This is a genomic window from Shewanella sp. KCT (assembly GCF_007636505.1).
Taxonomy (GTDB): domain Bacteria; phylum Pseudomonadota; class Gammaproteobacteria; order Enterobacterales; family Shewanellaceae; genus Shewanella; species Shewanella halotolerans.
Genome location: NZ_LVDJ01000009.1, coordinates 57,103 through 78,535, shown reverse-complemented (window position 1 = coordinate 78,535; position 21,433 = coordinate 57,103). Strand labels below are relative to the sequence as shown.

The 21,433-nt window shown below is 51.6% G+C and carries 17 protein-coding genes; 3 read left to right on the top strand and 14 right to left on the bottom strand.

The genetic code is table 11. The features are described from left to right. Positions 1-60: 60 nt before the first annotated feature. Positions 61-2,517, bottom strand: coding sequence for an Ig-like domain-containing protein (locus tag AYI87_RS13745; RefSeq protein WP_144202953.1), 2,457 nt, complete (start codon positions 2,515-2,517; stop codon positions 61-63). A gap of 216 nt (positions 2,518-2,733) precedes the next feature. Between AYI87_RS13745 and AYI87_RS13740 the strand changes: the two genes are divergently transcribed. Next, positions 2,734-4,053: a dicarboxylate/amino acid:cation symporter gene (locus AYI87_RS13740; RefSeq protein ID WP_144202950.1), complete on the top strand. Its 1,320-nt coding sequence runs from the start codon at positions 2,734-2,736 to the stop codon at positions 4,051-4,053. Positions 4,054-4,211: 158 nt separating this feature from the next. Here the strand turns inward: AYI87_RS13740 and AYI87_RS13735 are convergent, their stop codons facing one another. The 13 genes from AYI87_RS13735 to AYI87_RS13675 all read right to left on the bottom strand — a co-directional run bounded on the left by AYI87_RS13735 (position 4,212) and on the right by AYI87_RS13675 (position 19,452). Beyond that, positions 4,212-5,516, bottom strand: coding sequence for an inosine/guanosine kinase (locus tag AYI87_RS13735; protein ID WP_144202948.1), 1,305 nt, complete (start codon positions 5,514-5,516; stop codon positions 4,212-4,214). Between the two features lie 197 nt (positions 5,517-5,713). Continuing rightward, positions 5,714-6,727 carry a ferrochelatase gene (gene hemH, locus AYI87_RS13730; protein ID WP_144202946.1) on the bottom strand — a complete coding sequence of 338 codons (1,014 nt, stop codon included), beginning with the start codon at positions 6,725-6,727 and terminating at the stop codon, positions 5,714-5,716. A gap of 136 nt (positions 6,728-6,863) precedes the next feature. Further along, positions 6,864-7,508 (bottom strand): adenylate kinase, encoded by a 645-nt coding sequence (adk, locus tag AYI87_RS13725; RefSeq protein WP_011866028.1) that lies wholly within the window; start codon positions 7,506-7,508, stop codon positions 6,864-6,866. 544 nt (positions 7,509-8,052) lie between these two features. Then, positions 8,053-8,892, bottom strand: a complete 840-nt coding sequence (locus AYI87_RS13720) for a co-chaperone YbbN (protein WP_144202943.1) — start codon at positions 8,890-8,892, stop codon at positions 8,053-8,055. Positions 8,893-9,012: 120 nt separating this feature from the next. Beyond that, entirely contained in the window at positions 9,013-10,932 is a 1,920-nt protein-coding gene (gene htpG / locus AYI87_RS13715) for a molecular chaperone HtpG (RefSeq protein WP_144202940.1), read from the bottom strand. A 155-nt stretch (positions 10,933-11,087) separates the two neighbouring features. Next, positions 11,088-11,687 (bottom strand): recombination mediator RecR, encoded by a 600-nt coding sequence (gene recR / locus AYI87_RS13710; RefSeq protein ID WP_144202937.1) that lies wholly within the window; start codon positions 11,685-11,687, stop codon positions 11,088-11,090. 2 nt (positions 11,688-11,689) lie between these two features. Beyond that, on the bottom strand, positions 11,690-12,019 hold the full coding sequence (locus AYI87_RS13705; RefSeq protein ID WP_144202934.1) for a YbaB/EbfC family nucleoid-associated protein: 330 nt from the start codon (positions 12,017-12,019) through the stop codon (positions 11,690-11,692). A 248-nt stretch (positions 12,020-12,267) separates the two neighbouring features. Further along, the gene (gene dnaX, locus AYI87_RS13700; protein ID WP_144202931.1) at positions 12,268-15,567 is read right to left on the bottom strand and encodes a DNA polymerase III subunit gamma/tau; all 3,300 of its coding nucleotides are present in this window, start codon (positions 15,565-15,567) and stop codon (positions 12,268-12,270) included. A gap of 386 nt (positions 15,568-15,953) precedes the next feature. Further along, complete coding sequence (gene apt, locus AYI87_RS13695; protein WP_083764354.1) at positions 15,954-16,508, bottom strand: adenine phosphoribosyltransferase; 555 nt, start codon at positions 16,506-16,508, stop codon at positions 15,954-15,956. 159 nt (positions 16,509-16,667) lie between these two features. Continuing rightward, positions 16,668-17,036, bottom strand: a complete 369-nt coding sequence (locus tag AYI87_RS13690) for a YbaN family protein (RefSeq protein WP_011866035.1) — start codon at positions 17,034-17,036, stop codon at positions 16,668-16,670. A gap of 307 nt (positions 17,037-17,343) precedes the next feature. Beyond that, positions 17,344-18,087 (bottom strand): DUF2063 domain-containing protein, encoded by a 744-nt coding sequence (locus AYI87_RS13685; protein ID WP_144202928.1) that lies wholly within the window; start codon positions 18,085-18,087, stop codon positions 17,344-17,346. Then, positions 18,088-18,924: a DUF692 domain-containing protein gene (locus AYI87_RS13680; RefSeq protein WP_144202925.1), complete on the bottom strand. Its 837-nt coding sequence runs from the start codon at positions 18,922-18,924 to the stop codon at positions 18,088-18,090. Positions 18,925-19,026: 102 nt separating this feature from the next. Continuing rightward, positions 19,027-19,452 (bottom strand): hypothetical protein, encoded by a 426-nt coding sequence (locus AYI87_RS13675; protein WP_144202923.1) that lies wholly within the window; start codon positions 19,450-19,452, stop codon positions 19,027-19,029. 442 nt (positions 19,453-19,894) lie between these two features. Here AYI87_RS13675 and dusC point away from each other — a divergent pair, with 442 nt between their 5' ends. Together dusC and AYI87_RS13665 are read left to right on the top strand one after the other, a co-directional pair. Beyond that, entirely contained in the window at positions 19,895-20,824 is a 930-nt protein-coding gene (dusC, locus tag AYI87_RS13670) for a tRNA dihydrouridine(16) synthase DusC (protein WP_144202920.1), read from the top strand. Between the two features lie 242 nt (positions 20,825-21,066). Further along, positions 21,067-21,423 carry a TraR/DksA family transcriptional regulator gene (locus tag AYI87_RS13665; protein ID WP_011866041.1) on the top strand — a complete coding sequence of 119 codons (357 nt, stop codon included), beginning with the start codon at positions 21,067-21,069 and terminating at the stop codon, positions 21,421-21,423. The last annotated feature ends 10 nt before the right edge of the window (positions 21,424-21,433 follow it).

The following is a 21,433-nucleotide window of genomic DNA, read 5'->3' as shown; positions in this document are numbered from 1 at the left end:
AAATAGGTAAAATCGACTCGATAAAAAAGACGCCCTAGGGCGTCTTTTTCAAAGGATTGTCTAAAGGATATTTACACCGATAGAGACTACTTGTGTAATTAGACCTCCAGGCGTTTCTACCTCAACAATAAATACACCTGTATTTGGCTCATCTTCACCCTTTAATGTGACGGTAAACTCACGGCCACCATTGTAGTTAGAGCTAGGCCATACATATTCGGCAGTACTTACTACAGAACCCGCACTCGTCTTAAAGCGAACTTTAGAACCTGCAGGCATCTGTTGGTTATGTAGATCCGAGATAGTAAAGGATACACTGGCCGCCCCCTTACCTACGATATTGATACTGCCACCGTAATGATCGCCATCTTTATCGCTGATCAGAATGTCGTTAGGCGCAGTAGCAAAAGCCGTACTACCCGACATGACAATTACCAAGCTACGTCGCACATAGAGAGATTTCGAATCATTCACACCATCGGCGCAGCCTGCATGCACAGGGTCTGAACACAATACACCGTTGTACTTACCATCTTTGGCTTCGAAGACGCCATTGGCATTAAAATCAATTAACTCTTCGAGAGTACCGCCAATTTGCCCACCTGATTGCTGCGGATTAAACAAACCATCTTCGTTGTAATCGTTAAAGGCATCGGTAAGGTCGAACGACTGACCCGTTACATCTTTACCATTGGTAAACTCAGCCATCTCCGAGGCATCGAAACGGCCATTACCGTTAAGATCTGGGAAAGACTCCTCACCAATCGCTGTCGCTGTTACTGTGGCACGACCACCATACATCTGACCATAAAAGTTACCGTACACACCGAGCGTTGAATAGTAAACCAATGCTGCATTTGGATTACGATACATAGCACCAGCGCCAGAAATGATGGTTTCACCTTCAGGACGTGGTAACTGACTGGTCCAGGTCACCGAACAGGCACCATTAACCGTCTGACAGGCATCTTCGATTGCACCACCTTCGGTAGTAAACGACACTGTTGTTCCATCTGGCACAGGGTTATTGAAGGCATCTGCCATACGAGCGGTAACGACTACCTTAGTACCATCTTCGTCCCACCCTTCAGCATTGAGCACAGATGCTGATAACGAGAAACTGTCTTGATCAGGAATACCCGTAGAAACTATCAACTGGCTAGACTGGCTCGAAATGGCCGGTACCGCACCGTTATCAACAGTCGCAGTAACACGCAGTGATGTAGCTACCGTACCGGTAGTGACGACCGTCTGAACGATACCCTCGTTGTTAGTAGTTGCCTGCAGAGGTGAGATATCTACGCCGCCTACTTTAGTGTTAAGTGAAAACAAAACATTTTGGTTAGGAACAGGGTTGCTGTTCTTATCCAGCACTTTAAATTTAACGACTGAAGACTCAATGCCACCGGTACCCAAGATTGCGATATTTTGCGGCGTTGCCGATTCAAATACGATACTGCCAACATCTGCTTGCAGGACAGTTAGTGTGCCCGTTGCCGATAGGCTAATTCCACCTGCGTTGGCCGTGACGTTAATCTGATCTTCACCCACACAACCTTGCGCACGGTAGGTTGAAGTAGCAACACCGTTACTCGAAGACACCGGCGAGCTAATCTCGGCCTGAGCAGGATTCTTAGTCGCACAGGTTGAAGAGAAATTAACATCTACAGGTTGAGTAAAGGGGTTACCTTTATCATCTTGAATAAGAACGGAAATTGTTGCCGTACCACCAGCAGAGAGAGTTGCGGTACTAATCTCAGCTTTTCCTTGAACAAAAGGATCGCCGCTTCCCATCACTACATTGGTCGCACCAACCACAACGATAGTCTTACCCACCTCATTGGTAGATAGACTCGCGGTTACTTCACCCGCCCCTAAAGAGCTACCAGCATAGATGTCGACCGTAGCCTTACCTTCAGAATCGGTCACTGCAGTCTTGATAGGCAGGTCTCCAATAGTCGTCGCAAAAGTTACGATTGTCGGCTTAGTGATGCCGGTTACCGTGGCAGTGATCTTGCCTGGCTCAAGAATGCTGATCGATTGAATCGGATTACCGGTACTGTCGGTAAGTGATACAGACACTTGGGCTCCACCGCCGGCTTCGCCGCCATCACCTACCATGGTGACATTAAGCGAAGCACTCTCGCCAGAGCTGGTCGTCGCAGTAATCGTCGCGCCAGTATTAATAGCAGCCGTATCCAAGCGCACCTTAGCAATACCATCGGCATCGGTCGCTACTTCACCCGTACCAGGAGAGAAGGTACCGTAAGTATCATTGTTCAAGCTAAACGATACCAAAGTACTGACAGCGGCTCCTGTTGAATCTTTCACCTTAGCGGTGATCATCGCAGGTTCCGCTACTGAGATCTGCGTATTATCGATAGATAAAGCAATAGAGATAGTTGGCGGTGTCGGTGTACCACCGGATCCACCATCTGTGACATTTCCCCCGCCGCTACAGGCGACAATAAAAAGCAAAAATAAATATGAGGTAAAAACTTTAAACGCTGACTTCATTGTCAGACTCCCTGTTACTCAGATTATCATTAAAAGCATCTGCTTATTACTTATAGGCTAACATTACACAATTTTCCCATAACTTTTCCATCACTAATCGCAATTAAGAGCGTAAAAGTGACAAAAACTTTAACTATTTAGCCGTTTCATCACCTAGGGTTTCTTGCTAGGCTTTAGGTGCAAATTGAAAAGCATAAAAATAATACAGGAAGCACTATGGCTGGCACGCAAAACAAAAAATTAGGCCTCACAGGAAAAATACTCATAGGTATGGCCGGAGGCATTTTAATCGGGCTACTGCTACGCAGTTTTTTCCCCGGTAGTGAGTTTATCGAAGAGTATATTACTAACGGCTTATTGAACGTGGTCGGCAGTATTTTTATCTCGAGTTTACAGATGTTGGTCGTCCCTCTGGTCTTCATCTCCCTGGTCTGTGGTACCTGCTCGCTGAGTGACCCATCATCCCTTGGCAGGCTCGGTGGAAAAACCATCGCTTTTTATCTGTTTACAACGGCGATTGCGCTATCTATGGCCATCTTGGTCGCGCTGCTCGTTCATCCAGGTAACGCTTCGCTAGCAGCAGAAAACATGCAGTACAGTGTGAAAGAGGCCCCTAGCCTTTCTGATGTCTTGATCAACCTGGTTCCCCGAAACCCGATACAGGCGATGACTGAGGGGAATATGCTACAGATCATCATCTTTGCAGTGATCTTTGGCTTTGCCATTTCCCATATTGGCGAGCGCGGTAAACGTGTATCGGCACTATTTAACGACCTAAATGAAGTGATCATGCGCGTGGTCACTCTCATCATGCAACTGGCCCCCTACGGTATATTTGCCCTCATGGGTAAACTCGCCTTAACCTTAGGTCTCGAGACATTTGAAAGCGTCGTTAAATATTTCGCGGTAGTTCTGGCGGTGTTATTAGTCCATGCCTTCGTTAGCTACCCAGTGCTATTAAAACTCTTCTCCGGACTCAGTCCCTTTACCTTTATTCGTAAAATGCGCGATGTGCAGCTGTTCGCCTTTAGTACGGCTAGCTCAAATGCCACGCTACCGGTGACGCTAGAAACCTCTGAGCACCGTCTAGGGGTGGATAACAAGGTTGCCTCTTTCACTCTGCCGCTTGGCGCCACCATTAATATGGACGGCACGGCGATTATGCAGGGTGTCGCCACGGTGTTTATTGCCCAAGTATTTGGTATCGACCTCACTATCACCGACTATGCCATGGTGGTGGTCACAGCAACCCTAGCCTCTATCGGCACAGCAGGTGTACCAGGTGTCGGTCTTATCATGCTAGCCATGGTGCTTAATCAGGTGGGTCTGCCTGTCGAAGGTATCGCCCTTATCATGGGGGTCGACAGACTGCTGGATATGGTGCGCACCGCAGTCAACGTCACCGGAGACTCGGTTGCGACGCTTATCATTGCCAAATCGGAAAATGCCTTTAATCAAGAGACCTTTGATGACCCTCAAGCGGGTAAAACTGCCGGTAGCTTCGTCGATCAGGTCAATGCCGAACTTAAAGAGTAAAACCATAGATTTCATCGTTCTATAAAAGCAAAAAAGGCGTCCTATGGACGCCTTTTCTATTTAATTTATATAGGGTAGAACGGGAATTAACTTAAACAAGCCTCGCTAAAACCGTGCAGGCCTATTTAAAACTGCCAAAGCCTATCTTTCCCAATAGCCTATCTTTCCCAGTAAGCTTCTTCCAGGCTGTCTTCCCGTTCAGGCAGGCCGCGAGACAGACGTGGACTGTGCTGCGCCAATACCTCGTAGGCTACACGGTTAGCGTACTTACAGATCTGCGAGAAAGAGGAGTAACACAGGCCGTCTCGCTTATGCTTGCTCGACCCCGGCACATTGGCCTTATGATAGGTGTTAGAGGCAAGGTCGTGCAGCAGCGCCGCCAGCGCACCATCGCCCGCGCCATTGGTATTACGTATGATCTCAGGACCGCCCATGTAAGGCGAGATATGGGCAAATACCTTAATAGGGGTCTGACAGTCACGCTTTAGTTTAGGCCTTGAGAACTCGTAGCGGTTAAATTCTGGAATTGCGCCAGGAAGCAGCGTATGACTGGTTTCGCGCTTCTCGGAATCCTCGGTATAACCCGCGGTGTAGAGCCCCAGCGGGCCTGCCGTGGTAAGCACCATATCACACCACTCAAGGGCCGCATTGCTGGCACTCAAGGGATCTTTAAAGCCGGTCAGGGCTTCGCCCTCATCTTCGTTCATCGCCAGTATGGTGACATTTTCCTTAATGAATTCGATCCACCACAGGGGATCTTCCTCAATAAGGAAGCGTGTCCCCAGGGTAAGTACCACGGGCACATCTGCCGCCTTGGCGTATTCAATAGCTTTTAATGCGGCATCGGTGATCTTATCGCCACCGCTCGCGCGCATCAGATAGGCGGTAAGCACTAGCGCCGACGAGGTCTGCACTATCTCCTGGTCGATATATTCAGGCGTGAGTTTATCCATCGAGCCCTTGCTGATGGCAAAGGTGCGCTCGCCGCACTCTGAGATCAGGGTGAAACAACGACCGATGGGCCCATCGACCGGCTGCAGAAAATTAAGATCCACCTTAGAAGAGGTATTGCACAGATAACGATAGGCATAGCTGCCCACCTCGATGTGGTTGCTCATCACCCCAAACAGCACTGAGCGATCGTCGGCGAGAATAGAGTAGTTGTGTACCGTGTTACCTATGGTGCCACCGGCAAATTCATCGCTGATCAGCTCAGAAGACTTCAGTTCTGTGTAAAGTTGGTGCGCCTTCTCATCATCGATCAGTGTCGAGTTTCCTTTTGGCAGGGCGTAACGGCTAAGTAGCTCGTCGCCCACTTTGGCCTCGATGTCGACCAGTGTCTGATCAATTCCACTGATGTGGGTTGAAATATGCTGCGGCTGCAGGGTTAACTGCGCCAATAATGGATCGCGATTCTTAACTGGAAAGTAATGTTTCGACTTACGTTGACCGGGAAACTTCATACAGAACTCACTCTAATGCATCCATGCAGAATCAAATAAGAATAAACAGCACACTAGACCCCCTTAGTCTACTGTCTACCAGGCCGCGTTTTGGTTAATGCTACGCGGACGCCATTGCCTCAAAAAAACGGCGGCAGATCGTACCATATAAAATAGCATTGGGCAGTGATTTATGCCGTTTACCCGAGATTCTTTGCTTAAGATTTAAGCCAGCCCGCCGCCTGCTCATCGACCAAGTCCGCAAGCAGTTGCATGTGAGCTTCATCCTCGTTCAGACAAGGGATGAAATGGTAGGCCTCACCGCCCGCCTCGATAAAGCTCTCCTTGCCGCCAATGGAGATCTCTTCAAGCGTCTCCAAACAATCGACGGCGAAAGCCGGGCAGAGAATATCCACACGCTTAATCCCCTGACCCGGCAGGCTCTCGAGCAGCGCATCCGTTGCCGGTGTCAGCCATTCCTCCTTACCAAATTTCGATTGAAAACACAGGCGCCACTGTGACTCGGTCAACCCCAAGGCCTCGGCCAGAAGCGCGGCAGTGCGTTGACACTGACGCTGATAGGGATCGCCCTCGGTCACATAACGCAGTGGCACACCATGAAAAGACATCAAGAGGCAATCCCCCTGGTCCTTATCTTGCCAGTGACGCCGCACTGAATCGGCCAGCGCCGCGATATAGGCCGGGTGCTCGAAATATTCTTTACTGAAGCGGGTCTCGGGATAGTTGCGTCTGCCCTTATAGTCACTGGCGATGGCATCGAATACCGGTGCCACGGTCGAGCAGGAATACTGGGGATATAAAGGCAGTACGACGAGGCGCTCCACCCCTTTCGCCAGCAAGCTATCTATCCCAGCTGTCAACGAGGGGTTGCCGTAACTCATCCCCAACTCCACCGGAACATCGTGACCATGACGCGCTTTTAGAATCGCACTCAGCGCCTCACGTTGGCGCTCACTGATCACCATCAGAGGCGAGCCCTCGGGCCACCAGATAGACTCATAGAGCTTGGCTACTGCCTTAGGGCGCGTATTTAATATGATGCCATTGAGTATGGGTTTCCAGATCCAGGGATTTAGGTCGACCACACGGGGATCGCTGAGAAACTGTTTTAAGAACTGCTTTACATCTTTAGGCGTTGGTGTATCGGGTGTGCCGAGATTAACCAGCAAGACACCAAGCTTAGCGGGAGATAAGTTGTCGACTTTATTCAAGAATTACTCTACTCATATTCTCTGGCAAGGATAGCGCTAGGCTAGCACCCACCCTGACATAAAAAAAGCCCACCTAGGTGGGCTTTTTCAAATATGAGAAGCAGCTCATATAGCGCTTCACTTTATAGGAGCGGAATTAGCCAATCGCCTTAACGATAGCCTCGCTCACAGCACCAACACTCTGGGTGCCGTCGAACTTGTTGTAAGTCAGCTTACCTTGCTCGGCAACTTTACCATAGTACTCAACCAGCGGCTTAGTCTGCTCATGATAGATGCCTAGACGCTTACGCACTGTGCTCTCTTCATCATCTGGGCGGATAGCCAGATCTTCGCCGGTTACATCGTCTTTACCTTCCACCTTAGGTGGGTTGTAAACGATGTGGTAAACACGGCCAGAGCCTGGGTGTACACGACGACCGCTCATGCGCTTAACGATCTCTTCGTCTGGCACGTCGATTTCGATCACGTGATCGATATCGATACCGCTAGCCGCCATGGCATCGGCCTGAGGAATGGTGCGTGGGAAACCGTCGAGCAGGAAGCCCTTGGCGCAATCGTCTTGGGCGATACGCTCTTTAACCAGTCCAATAATCAGCTCATCAGAAACCAACTGTCCTGCATCCATCACTTTCTTGGCTTCTAGACCCAGAGGCGTTCCCGCTTTAACGGCTGCACGGAGCATGTCGCCCGTAGAAATTTGTGGCACACCGTATTTTTCCATGATGAATTGGGCTTGAGTACCTTTACCGGCACCTGGGGCACCTAATAGCATAATGCGCATCTGAGAGTCCTCTTATTTCGCATAAATTTGATTATTAGTTTTATCTGGGCGGCGATCTTCGCACAAATGGGCGTCTATTTGAAGGGCCGCATGGCCAGTTTTAATTCGACTTTAGGCTGATACCACACATACCACCTTATAAAGCGACAGGGTTAGCATATATCACTGGTATGATGACCCGATGCAGAGACTCATTAGGGCCTGTTGAACTTTCAAGTTTAATTTTTGTTCAATCTAAACGCGTTTTGCACGAGGCGAGAGTCATGAAGCATAGTTACTCTATGTGAATGGCGAACAACAAAGAAATCGTCTGGAACGATTTCTAACAGCGTCGCTGACCGCCTGCGGTGAAAGGCAGGAAGCCTTTCATCAAGTGCAGTGCGTGTTTAGATGAACCCATTGGGTAGTGTTTGTAGGCCATTTTTACAGCGTAATCGCCCGTTTGTGTAACTCTGGTTTATAAAAACACTACACGGCACAGGCTCTGCCTTGTATAAATCACCTACAAACTGCTGCAAAAACAAACAGCAAAGATCAACAGGCCCTAATAGAGCAAGGTGTATAATTTGCGACGATATTGATTGGCCACGGCATGTCCCTGACCTAACGCGGTGAGGATCTCCATGAAAAGTTGCTTGATCTCTCCTTGCTGAGCCTGCAGATCTGTCTTTAATACCAGATACAGACGCTCGAGGGCTTCTTCATCGCGCTTGGCGCCATGAAGTGCCTTGGCAAGGGACAGAAGCTTGGCATAATCACTGGGGTCTTGTTCGACATCATCCAGCAGACTTCTGATCTCCGGCGTATCGGCGGCGTCCAGCGCCAGGGAGAGCTTGGCCTTGAGGCTCTGATAGTAGGCGTCTTGATCGGCAAGGCCGATACCATCGAGCAACACCTTAGCCTGATTGATGTCTGACACAGCCAGCAGCGCATCGGCATACACCAAGGATACCTCGGCCGTCTGGCACTCCTGATAGGCTTGTTTGAGCAGCGGCAGCGCCCCTTCAGCATCGCCCTCGGCGAGCTGCACCTTGGCCTGATTAAGCGCGACTTGCCAGGCCTTAGGCAGATGCTGGTCGAGTAAGGCCTCGATTTGCGCCGCCTCCTGCAGGCCGGCAAAGCCATCGACCGGCTTACCCTCTTTTAACACCAAGGTGGTCGGCAGGCTCTGGATCTGAAAATAGTTGGCTATCTCCATCTCCTGATCGCAGTTGACCTTGGCCAATACAAAACGCCCCTGTGCCGCGATCTGGTTCAGCGTCTGCATCAGCTGCAGGCTCTCCGGGCTCTGCTGGCTCCAGAAGGCCATGACAACCACCTGCTGCATGGAGGCATCGACCACTTGCTGAATGTTTTCTTTGGTTAAATCCAATACTGAATCCATAATATCTCTTTTATCGAGAGCGTCTCTTTTTTTGAGAGAGCTTGTCTCTGTTAATGAGTTGGCGATAAGTAGATAGCATAAGAGGCAGTCAAACTGCCTCTTACTAACTCTAGCTTAGATTTATTTAACGCTGGCTAACAACATCTTGTTCATCAGTTTGATAAAAGCTGATGGGTCAGCCAGGCTGCCTTTCTCAGATAGCTGCGCCTGTTGCAGCAAGAGCTCGGCCCACTGACCAAACACCTCTTCATCCTGCTCTGTGTCCAGACGTTTTACCAGCGGATGCTCGGGGTTAAGCTCAAACACAGGCTTGCTCTCCGGCACAGCCTGGCCAGCGGCCTGCATCAATTTAATCATCTGCGACGACATCTCACCGGCGCCGGCAACCACACAGGCTGGGGTGTCGGTAAGACGGCTGGTCACCTTCACCTCGGCCACCTTATCGCCCAGCACCTCTTTGACGCGTTTCACTAGGCCTTCAGATTCGGTTTCCAGCTTCTCCTGGGCCTCTTTCTCGGCGGCATCTTCCAGCTCACCCAGTTCAAGGTCACCACGGGTCACCGAGTGCAGCTGCTTGCCGTCGAACTCGGTGAGATGGTTGATCAACCACTCGTCGATACGCTCCGACATCAACAGCACCTCGATCCCCTTCTTACGCAGTAACTCTAGGTGTGGACTGTTAGCCGCCGCTTCATGACTGTCGGCAACGATATAGTAGATCTTGCTCTGACCTTCCTTCATGCGCTCAACATAGTCACTCAGTGAAACGGTATGGGCCGCCTCGTTGGTGTGAGTCGAGGCAAAGCGCAGCAGGCCGGCAATCTTCTCCTTGTTGGCGAAATCTTCCGCCGGACCTTCTTTCAATACCTGACCAAACTCGGCCCAGAAGGTTTGATACTTCTCGGGATCGTTCTTAGTCAGCTTCTCTAGCATGCCAAGCACGCGCTTGGTCACCGCAGTACGCAGCGCCGTGGTGATCTTGTTGTCCTGCAAGATTTCACGCGAGACGTTCAGCGGCAGATCGTTTGAGTCGATAAGACCCTGCACGAAACGCAGGTAGCTTGGCATAAACTGCTCGGCATCATCCATCACGAATACGCGCTGCACGAAGAGTTTCAGGCCGTGTTTACGGTCGCGGTTCCACAGATCCCAAGGCGCCTTCGACGGGATGTAAAGCAGACTGGTGTACTCCTGCTTACCCTCAACGCGGTTGTGGCTCCACAGCAGAGGATCGGCAAAATCATGGGAGATATGCTTGTAGAACTCTTGATACTCTTCGTCGGTGACATCGCTCTTGTTACGAGTCCACAGGGCGGTCGCCTTGTTCATCGCCTTCCAGTGACCTTCGGTCGCAGGAATGGCTTCACCGCCCTCCTCTGTCGCTTCCTGGGCTGGCGTGCCTTCTTGCCACATCTCTACCGGTACCGAGATATGATCTGAGTATTTGGTGATGATAGAGCGCAGACGATAATCGCTCGCAAACTCTTTCTCTTCTTCGCGAAGATGCAAGATGATCTCTGTGCCGCGGCTCTCTTTGACAATATTTTCGACGGTGAATTCACCCTCACCGGCCGATTCCCACTGCACCGCCTCATCGGCCGCGTGACCGGCGGCGCGAGTGCGTACGGTCACCTTGTCGGCAACAATGAAGGCCGAGTAGAAGCCCACACCAAACTGGCCGATCAGCTGTGAGTCTTTAGACTCATCGCCCGACAGGTTCTTGAAAAATTCTGCGGTGCCCGACTTGGCGATGGTCCCCAGATGCTCTATCACGCCATCGCGGGTCATACCGATACCATTATCTTCAATGGTCACTGTGCCTTTCTCGCTATCGGCACTGACGCGTACGCGCAGCTCACCGTCGCCTTCGTAAAGCTCATCTTTAGTCAGGGCTTCGTAGCGAAGTTTATCGGCCGCATCGGCGGCGTTAGAGACCAATTCACGCAAGAAAATCTCTTTATTGGAGTATAAAGAGTGGATCATCAAATTGAGTAGTTGTTTGACTTCTGTTTGAAAGCCATGGGTTTCTTGATGTGACATGGATGTTTCCTTCTCTATTTCACAAAAACGCTTATGGCTTTAGAGATGGGGCTGGATTTTCGCTTTTCAAGCTAAAAACAGACAAAGGGTTTTAATTGGTCAAAAAAAATCCAGCTCAAGATGAACTGGATTTTAATATAGGACTTAAAAGAGCCTTATAACGGAATGCGTCCATTAAAGGAGAGCGCCAGCGTGGTGCTGTCGACATACTCCAGCTCGCCGCCCACGGGCACACCATGAGCAATTCGGCTCACATTGACCTCATGCTGCTTGGCCATATCGGCAATAAAGTGCGCCGTCGCGTCCCCTTCTACCGTGGGGTTGGTCGCCAGGATAAGCTCGCTCACCTCGCCACTGGCAAGATGGGTCTCCAGCAGGCTCAGCCCGAGCTCGTCAGGCCCCACACCATCGAGGGGTGACAGGTGGCCTAAGAGCACAAAATAACGGCCCGAGAAGTGACCGCCGGCTTCAATCGCCAGCACGTCTGCAGGCGTCTCGACCACACAGATTAGATCTGAGCTGCCACGGCGACTACTGGCGCAGATGGGACACAGGCTCTCTTCGGTGAAGGTGCGACAGCTGCTGCAGTGTCCCACATCACTCATAGCACTCGACAATGCCTGGGCGAGCTTGTGACCCGCCTTGCGATCGCGCTCAAGCAGCTGAAACGCCATGCGCTGAGCCGACTTGGGGCCAACCCCGGGCAGACAGCGCAGCGACTGGATCAACTCATCGACGAGGGGACTAAATTTCATCGTTAGAAAGGCATCTTCATGCCTGGTGGCAACTGCATGCCGCCTGTGACTTCAGCCATCTTCTCTTTCTGGCTCTCTTCGACACGACGCGCCGCATCGTTACAAGCCGCCGCGATCAGATCTTCGAGCATCTCTTTGTCATCTTCTAGCAGGCTTGGGTCGATCTCGACCTTACGTACGCTGTGAGAGCCTGTCATAGTGACCTTAACAAGACCCGCACCGGCTTCACCGGTCACTTCCATACGCGCGATCTCTTCTTGCGCCTTGGCCATCTTGTCTTGCATCATCTGGGCCTGTTTCATCAGGTTGCCCATACCGCCTTTTCCAAACATATCGAGTTCTCTTCAATATTAAAAAAACTGGCTAATCTTACTGAATTAGCACCAATAAGCAATCAAAGCTGATCACCAATCTTAAAACTTATGACCTGCGAGCCCTTTCGCATTGCTCGGCTCCTTCATTCTATCGAGCCAACTGCACTAGTTCACTGCGTTTGCTCACGACACTTGCTCACGACATTAGTTAGCCACACTAACGACTGATTCAAGCTATCCCTCACATGAGCGATAACTCGAGTGAGTTAAGACTCCTCTGTCGCCACAAAGTTCGACTTATCGATAAGTGATATCGTCTGGCCCCGCTTACCCAGAAGCTCCGGCAGATAACTTAAGCTGTCTGGCTCCATCTCTGCCTGCATCACCTGTGTCAGCCACTGAATGTTTTCATCTTGCAATAGCCCCTGATGCGCCTGCTCGAGCAGCTCACGATGAAAACGCTGACGTATCTCTAGCGGTGTCTCACGCTCAGGCTCGACGCCGACAGTAAACGCCACCTGGCAGCTGCCGCCCAAGGCCTTCGACAAGGCATCTTCGAGCTGACTGATGGCACCTGGCGCCGCCAAATGCTTCTGATTGGGTTTGAGCACCAGAGGCAGTGGCTCACTAAAGGCCTTACATACGGCGTTGACCGCCAGCTGTCTTACCCGGCCGCCGATCTCCAGCGCCGACATCAAGCGATACCACTTAAGATCCGTATCATGGCCTGAGATCTCATCGGACACAAAGGCCACCCGGGTCGTCTGACTGACGAACTGAGTTACCGCTGAAGATGCAGAAGATTCCTGCGCAGCAGGACTCTGGACGGGATGATTGCCGATAGCACCTCTTTCATTTGGACCTTGGCCATCCGAGCTTTGGCCCTCCAAGCTGAGTTCATCCAAGCCTTGTTCAGTCTCAGCAACTGCAGCGGCGCGGACGTGTGATTCAGTCTCTGTATCGACTTGCTCGACAAGATTAGATGCTTCATCACTTGGCGCGGTCATCGCCTGCTGACTTGGCTCTGGTGACACCCAAGGCGGCCTGTCTTCATTATTTAGGTACGCAGTAGGCTGCTGTGAAGAATTATTGTGCTGCGGAGCAGGCACTTTCGTCCCAGGCTCCGTCATCACAGCCGTGTTCGAGACAGCTTCTACGCTCAAGGCATTATCTTGTACGTTCTGGGCTGTCTCACCAAAGCTCTGAGAAGTTGCTTCCCCGCTCAAGTCATTTTCACCGCCCCTCTGGGATTCGTCATTCCCGCTCAGGGCTGCTTTTTCTCCGCTCAGGGCTGTTTCTACGCTCAAGGCTGCTTGCTCTGGCCGTTTGGGCGGCACATAAGGCGCTGCGGTAAACTTGCTCTCTTCGCCCGCCAGCTGTTCACTACTTGGCTGAGCCTGGTTAGCCCCAGGCGTCTTAACGCCGACTAGGGGCTTTTTTGATGCGCTCTCCTTAGCCGCGTCCTCCTTAGCCGCATCTTCCTCAAGATCGCTAAGCAGGCTCTGACGCGCATTCAGCACGGCGTCGAGCAGATCATCTTCTAACAGGTTGGACGTTGTTTCTTCACTTGCCGATCCAGTATCGGGCGTCAAGCCGCCAAGTGGTGCATTTTCATTTACCGGAGCGCTGCTAGCCTGGACACTGTTGGCAGCAGGCGTTGTTGCCTCAGAGGAAGAGATATCGCCAGACGTCTGACTATCCTGGCCCTGTTGATAGGCAAGGTAGGCTTCATAGTCACTTGAGTCGCTGGACTCTTCTTCATCTGAACTGAAATAGAGGTCATCATAAAAACTGCCACTCTCGTCTGCTGACGAAGTGGCTTGCTCGGCTATTGAAGCTGTTTGCTCGACGCTCGCTGCAGGCATTTGCATCTCGGTTGGCAAAGCCGCTTCACCGCCCTGCGCTGTCGCAGAACTCGTCGACGCATCCACTTTAGACTCGGCAGATGCATCGCTTACGGGACTCTTATTTGCCGAGCTCGTTGCTTGCGCGCTCGGCTCAGGGCTAGACACAGGCTCAATGATAGGCTCAGAACTATGATTAGGGCTATGACCTTGGCTATTGGCCTGACTCAAAATCAGCTGCTGCTCGGCAAACAGATCGAGTGCGCCCTCATCCTCCTCAAGCGCATCCTGTTCAGCTGAATCCGCTTCGACTAAATCCGCTTCAACTAAGTCCGCTTCAATTGGGGCGTCAGTATCGCTTAACTTGTTCGTCTGCTCTGCAGTTGGCGTTTGCGCATCGTCTTGAGAAAACATTGGCGCACTTGATTCACTGCTGGCCTCAACCTTAGCCTTTTCTTCAACCTCGGCTTCCACTTCGTCCTGACTGTTTGACACAGACTCAGCAGGTTTCACCAACTTAACTGTTTCGTCTGGCTTAGCAGAGGTTGGCGCAACATCTTCACCCTTGCCCTGTTCTCGTAAAAGAGTGTCTGGCAAGAGGATCTCGCTACCTGCCTCGCCCATCCAGCGCTGCACAGGCGCCTCGGGCACGAAAGCGATGGCGCGCAATAGCGCCATCTCTAGGCCAGACTTAGGATCGGGTGCATGGGGCAGGTCCTGTCGGCCGTTTAGCAATAGTTGATAATAGAGCTGTACCTGCTCGGGCCTTAGCTGTTTGGCGAAGGCCTTGATCTGCTCGGCATATTGCGACAGCTGAGCGGCGCTGGGTGCAAACTGGGTCAAGGTGATCTGATGCAGCAATTCCAGCAGGCTGCGCAGCACCTCATGGGGATCGGCGCCGAAGGATAAAACATCCCCAGTCACCTTCATGAGTTGATCCACGTCGCCATCACACAGGGCTTTGAGCAACACAATCACATGATGCTCATCTATGGTGCCTAGCATGGTCTGCACCTGAGTGAGCCTGACTTGACCGGCGCCGAAGGCGATAGCCTGATCTGTCAGACTCAAGGCGTCACGCATACTGCCGTTGGCTGCCTTGGCGAGTAGTTTTACCGCGCCATCGTCATAGCCAACCTGCTCCTGCGCCAGGATGTGGCCAAGTTGCACGCAGATCTCATCGAGTGTCAGACTCTTAAGGTTAAATTGCAGACAGCGGGAGAGTACGGTTACCGGCAGGCGCTGAGGATCTGTGGTCGCCAGCAAGAACTTAACATGCTCAGGGGGCTCTTCCAGCGTCTTCAACAGGGCATTGAAGCTGCTGCGCGAGAGCATATGCACCTCATCGATAAGATACACCTTGAAGCGGCCACGTGTGGGGCGGTACTGAACGTTGTCCAGCAACTCACGGGTATCGTCAACCTTAGTGCGCGACGCCGCATCCACCTCGATAAGATCGACAAAACGGCCCTGGGCAATCTCGACGCAGCTGGCACATTGGCCACAGGGCGTAGCCGTTACCCCTTGCTCACAATTCAATCCCTTGGCAAATAGCCTGGCCAGACTCGTCTTACCGACCCCTCGGGTACCAGTAAACAGATAGGCATGATGTAGACGGTTTTGCGATAAGGCATTGGTTAGGGCATGCAGCACATGTGACTGACCGACGACTTGCTCAAATGTTGCAGGGCGCCATTTTCTGGCTAACACCTGATATGACATGGAACTCCCCAAGGTTGGTAACTATTACGAAGCACACTTCATTAATCAGCAAACAATAACATGCCAAGGTCCATCTCGCTAGCAAGCTAAGCGCTTAGCGCGCCTTAATTTATCTTTGTTAAGCCAGCTTGCTTCATGTTTAACCTGTCACCCGCTTTACCCGCCCGGATGAGGCCTATTGCTAAGCCATCATGAGCCACTCTTTAGTCAGTCTTTAGCGAGTTGACAAGGTACTGTTAGCCATCTCCCCTCGCCCATCAGCCGCATGGGGTAGACAACAGGCTCACATATCTCATCGGCCTGACATCACAGATGCCCAGATAGCAAAATGCCGCGGCATAGCCACGGCACTTAAATGATCGACTTGAGCGATCAATTAGACGGTATTACTCGCCTTCAAACTCACACAGGGTCATCAGAGAGAGGCCCATCTCGGCAAGACGATGCTCGCCGCCAAGCTCTGGCAGAGAGATCACAAACGCCGCGTGCTCAACTTCACCACCGAGCTGACGGATAAGCTTTACTGTCGCTTCGATAGTACCGCCTGTAGCCAGCAAATCGTCGACCACCAATACCTTATCGCCTGGCTTAATGGCATCGGTATGGATCTCCAACATGTCATGGCCATATTCCAGCTCATAACTCTCAGAAATGGTTTCGCGCGGCAGTTTACCCGGCTTACGCACAGGCACGAAACCGACGCCCAACTCTAACGCCAGCGGCGCGCCGAAGAGGAAGCCACGCGCCTCAGTGCCCACCACTTTGGTCACGCCAAGATCTTTATAGCGCTCAACAAACAGGGCAATCGTCGCCTGATAGGCCGCTGGGTCTTCCATTAAACTGGTTACATCGCGAAACATGATCCCTGGTTTCGGATAATCTGGAATTGTCTTAATGCTCTGCTTGATCAAGGCTAACTTGTCTGTATTCATTACTACCATCTTTTTCGTTTGAGCCCTTAAAAAGGACAAACTGGCCATAGGGCCAGTTTTGACTAGAATTTTCGGCTAAAGCTTAAGCTCCTTTGATATGGGTTGCAACAGCGAATGTCACAAAGCTTAACCAAACTCACCGCCAAGGTTCACAACCTAAGTTCACAATCAGTCGTCTAATTCGGGAATTTGCCTGAGATAAAGCAGCAAGCCTGTCAGCATGGCCAGCAGCATCAACTTCACCCACAGCAGCGGCACCAAGATGATACTCACGCTAAAACTTAAACAGGTAGCGATATAGGCCTTGCGCTTCAAGCCGCGGCGAATGGCGCGCTCGCTATGCCAGTTCTGCAGCGCATCGGCAAACCAAGGATGAGTCATCAGCCAGTCATGCAGGCGCGAACTCGAGCGGGCGAAACAGAAGGCCGCCAGCAAGATAAAAGGCACGGTCGGCAGCAGCGGAAGGGCAATGCCAAGCAGGCCGAGAAACAGACTGCTAAGGCCTAGGAGTAGATAGAAGCCCCGCTTGATAACCATGAATTCCTCGCATAAAAAAACCACTCAATAATGAGTGGTTAGTATACCCGACTTAGCCCGCTAAGCTAGTTGCTTAACCGCTTAAGAGATCAGGTTTAGGTGTTTCAACCATGACAGGGTAGCTGGCAGCGTAGGCAACATCATTACCAGCAAGAAACCAAGAAAATAAACAAAATTAAACGGGTCTTTAAACGGCTGACTCATACTTTCCTCACTCATGATTGACAACTTTTATTGATCTAGATCAATTTTCGCCGCCATTATAGTGACAAGCCAGCACGATAGAAAGGCCTAATTTGGACAAATTTTATCTCGCGGCGACCACTATGCCCCGCTGCACCATATCCAGCAGCAACTGCCGACAACCCTCTACTATCTGAGGCCTCGGCATCTGCTGATAAAGCGATGCGAGCCAGTCGCATAGCGCGGCAAACTCCATACCATCTTGCTGCTCGATATAGGCCAGCACCTGCGCCGTAAGCGGGTTGAGCTGCAAGAAACAGACTTCATCGTCTGCATCTCGATAGATACAGAAAAAGTTAGGCTGCTCGCTAGGCGCCTCGGGGCGATAGTCCGGGCTGATACGCTGCACCTCAAAATGGTACTGGGCCACCCTGGCAGCCAAGCTTAATCCCAGGGGCTGGGTTTCCAGGTTCTGCTCGTTAATATTTTGCGATTGTCTGTCATCGAGCGCCGTAGCCACCACCAGCTCCAACCATTCGTAGTGAGCCAGCTCTAGCATGAAGGCGGGATCTTGCTCGCTCAGCTGATACTCATTTTGCAAGAACAGCAAAAACTCCTGGGCGATTTCGATAAAGATCGGCGTCTGACAATCATGGGTCACAAAAAACTGCTGCACCAGCGCCTGCCAGTCATCTTCTTCATATAAGGAGCAGAGCACGGGAAAACCACTGGCGACAAACCCCTTCACATTATTAAAAAACAGTTCGCGATAGATCCCCATGCGCCTTTCATCCGTCCCCTGAGGCAGGGGCGATGAAGGGTCTTTGATGTAATCGATAAACGACTGCTGAACTTGGGTAAAACTCATCTAGGCGCTCCGATGGCTGGGCTGTAATGCCTTGGTCTGATAGTCATGTATCCTGTTGATCTCTTTGAGCAACTCAGAGGTGGCCGGAATATTAAAGTCACGCTCGAGCAAGGTTGGAAACACACCATGGGTCTGATAACAGACCTCTAATAGACGCCACACGGGGTCGATCACCTCGCTGCCATGGGTATCGACCTTAAGATCTTCTGCCTCATCGTAATGACCGGCAATATGCAGATAGGCGATACGCTCACTGGGCATGGCCCTTAAGAAGGCTTCGGCGTCATACTGATGATTGATCGCGTTAACATAGATGTTGTTCACATCCAGCAGCAGGCGGCAATCTGCCTCTTCCAGCACGGCGCTGACAAACTCGCACTCACTCATCTCGCTCGCGGGTGCGGCGTAAAAGGATACGTTTTCCAGAATAAAGGGACGCTCTAAGATATCCTGCACCTGCTCGATACGCTTTGCCACATGGCGCACCGCCTCATCAGTAAAGGGGATTGGCATCAAGTCATACAGATGGCCCTTGCCCGAGCAGTAGCTCAAATGCTCCGAATAGATATCTATGCCGTGATGGTCGAGAAAGTGCTTCACCTGTTTGACGAAACGGGTATCTAGGGACTCAGGCCCACCGATAGAGAGGGACAGTCCGTGGCAGAAAAACTTGTGCTTCTCGGTTAACTGCCTAAATTGACGGCCAAACTTACCACCAAGTGTCATCCAGTTCTCGGGCGCCACCTCGAAAAAATCGATGGCTCCGGGGACGGACTGGCAAAACTCATCTAGCATCTCGCGGCGCAGGCCGAGACCCACCTTAGCTTGTGTCATCATCACCTCACCTCTAGTGAATAAATTGACGCATTTACCTTATGTAAAAAGAATTAGGCCAGTGAAAACTGGCCTAATCGACATGGGCAATTGCCTTAAGGCCTATTACTTATGGCCACCACACTTGCCTTCTTTACCCTTCTTCATATCTTCGCCACACTTGCCCTCTTTGGCCTTCATGTTCTCGCCACACTTACCCTCTTTTTGGGCTTTCATCTGGGCACCGCATTTGCCTTCGCCACATTTACCTTCTTTGGCGCCTTTCTTCATAGCTTCGCCACATTTACCTTCACCGCACTTGCCCTCTTTCATCGCTTTTTGCTGCGCGCCACATTTGCCCTCTTTGGCACCTTTCTTCATGTTCTCGCCGCACTTGCCTTCGCCACACTTACCTTCGCCATCGGCGATCTGGTAACCAGCTTGCATTTCACTGTAACCAAACGGATTAGCTTGAGCCTGCGCCGCAAACGCGCTACCAACAAACACAGTGCCTAACGCTACAGCAACAGCAGTATTCTTAACTAATTTCATAATCTCTTCCTTTGTTGATCTCTTATATGCAATGGTTTGCCAACATCAGTGCGTTGCTGGCTCGGATAATATGACCCGGCCCCCTAGATTTTTATTTCAAAAAACTTATCAGGCATCACATTTATGACCCAAATTATGTGTTAGCGCAAGCATCTAAATGGCAGTAATCGATTGATCTCAAGTCTTTATCGACTAAAAATCGATAAACCAGTCATAGATAACAAAAGATGCTCACATCTGACCCATGAGTTTGGCTGGGCACAGCCGTTATCCCCACACCTCCTCGCACGCACACAGGCTTTGTATCTGCCAGGCGCTTGACGTAGAATAAGCGCCCTTTTACCCGGTCCGGGCAATACAGTACTCAAGCAGTACGTAAACCATGGCCGACAGGTTCACCTTTTTAGGCTCCGCGCCTTGAATTAATGAGAAAACGAGAATCATGCGTGTCATCTTAGCCCCGATGGAAGGCGTTGCCGACGCCCCTATGCGAGCCCTGCTAACCAGCGTTGGTGGCTATGACATGGTGATCAGCGAATTTATTCGTGTCGTCGATCAGCTGCTGCCGGAAAAAGTCTTCTACCGACTCTGCGCCGAGCTTAAATACCAATGCAAAACCGCCTCGGGCACCCCGGTGCGCCTGCAACTGTTGGGGCAGGAACCCAACTGGATGGCCGAGAATGCCATTCGCGCCGTCGAACTCGGCTCTCGCGGCGTCGACCTTAACTATGGCTGCCCTGCCCCTATGGTTAATCGCAGCAAGGGTGGCGCGGCGCTGTTAAAAGAACCGGAAACCATTTACCGGGTGACCCAGGCCGTGAGGCAGGCGGTACCCAAGGACAAGCCTGTGTCGGCCAAGATCCGCCTGGGATGGGATGACAAGAGCCGCTGCACCGAAATCGCCCAGGCTATCGAGGCGGCCGGCGCCACCGAACTCACGGTACACGCCCGCACCAAAGAGGAAGCCTACCGACCGCCGGCGCACTGGGAATATATCGCGCAGATAAAATCTGTCACTCGCCTGCCCATCATCGCCAATGGCGAGATCTGGGGCAGAGAAGATTACCTCAAATGCCGCGAGGCCAGCGGCTGTGATGACGTCATGCTCGGCCGCGGCGCCCTGACCATCCCCAACCTGGCCCACGTAGTGAAAGGCGAGCAGATGCCCATGCCCTGGCCCGAGGTGTTAGCGCTACTCCTGCAATATTCAGAGTTTGAGATAGTCAGTGAGAAAGAGAAGTACTATCCGGCGCGCATCAAACAGTGGCTGAGGTTTATCGCCCGCCACTATAAGGAGGGCGAAGCCCTGTTCCGCCAGGTACGCGTACTGAAAGATACCCAGAGCATCTTGTCCCTGCTACGCAGTTGCTAGCAGGATACTTGTGCCCGACGGTCACGTCTGCAGGATCTGTGATGCTTCAGGGCTTCTAACCTTCATCTTTCCCTATCTTAAGGCGCGACAAATAGCCAGCCTAGCCGCGCCTTAACTGGTCTGATCTTCACATCCCTAAACGCGATTCACCATAAAAGTCACCGACTTTTGATCTTAGTCATAGCCAAGACGCCCAAGCGGTTTAGACTGATTATCTAAGAATATCAACTAGGCAATGATTTGTGAGCAGATCCCATATCAGACATGAACTGTCGGTGCTTGAAGCGAATCTCAGGAAAGAGTTAGGTACCCTGCTGGCATTACATCAAATAACGCTCGATACCCAGCAACTCTCGCTGACCTCCCTCATCGACGAGATGACCGCGGCCAAACTGGCCGACGAGCCCCTGTTTATCAAACTGACCCAACTCGATGCGGCGCTGTGCCAGCTGGATCTGGGTCTCTACGGCTTGTGCTCAGACTGCGAGGCCGATATCGAAGCCGAGCGGCTCAACGCCAATCCGCTCGAGCAGCGCTGCACCCAGTGCGCCGCCGATTATGCCCACGAGCACAGGCACGAGCTCAGGCTCACCCACTAAGCACAGGTCA